The sequence below is a fragment of the Streptomyces sp. ATLC9 genome (assembly GCF_057196705.1).
Window position 1 is genome coordinate 1 of record NZ_JBXUOY010000550.1, and the last position, 777, is coordinate 777.

General features: G+C 81.0%; 1 protein-coding gene. It reads left to right on the forward strand.

All coding sequences use genetic code 11. The annotated features are described in order from the left end of the window. Positions 1-777: FHA domain-containing protein (locus tag AC2CJA_RS26985; RefSeq protein WP_484605253.1), on the forward strand; the 777-nt coding region annotated here is incomplete at both ends.

The following is a 777-nucleotide window of genomic DNA, read 5'->3' on the forward strand; positions in this document are numbered from 1 at the left end:
GGACGCCGGGCGCCGGATACTGGGCGTGCCACCGCTGGTGGACGGTGCGGTGGTGTCCCTGTACGGGCCGACCGCCCCCTGGAGCCACGGCCTGGCCCCCGCCGGTACGCGCGCCCGCCTGCACGTCGTCGCCGGGCCGGACGCGGGAGGGGTCCATCTGCTGCGGGGCGGGCAGGTGCGCGTCGGCCGCTCCGCCGAGGCGGACGTACCGCTGGACGATCCGGACGTCTCCCGGCTGCACTGCGTGGTCACCGTGGCGGAGTCGGGGGTGGTGACGGTCACCGACCTCGCCTCCACCAACGGCACGACGGTCGGCGGCGCCGCGGTCCACGACCGCCCGGTGCCGCTGCCGCCGGGCGCGACACTGCGGCTGGGCGAGTCCGCCGTACGGCTGCGGGCCGGGGCGGAGGGTCTGCCGGAGGGGCCGCCCGCGCTTCCGGACGGGGACGGACACCTGCGGGTAGTCCCGGGCGGCGCCGACGCGGGAGACACCGGAGCGGGGGATGCCGGCGCGACCGGGCGGCTCCCGGCGCAGGGCTCCGCGCCTCCCGGTTCTCCCGCCGGGTCCACGGGCCCCGCCGCACCCGCGGCCGAGACGGTCAGCGGGCTGGGCCACGCGGCGCTCCCGCCGTACGGGCCCGGGAACGACGGGCCGGGCGGCCCCGGCGCGGCGGCCACTCCCCGCGTCCCCGGCGGCCCGGGGGCGGCCGAGGAGACCGAGCACGGCCGCGCCGACCGTCCCTTCCCCTCCGGCGGCGGCACCCACGGGGCCGGGAT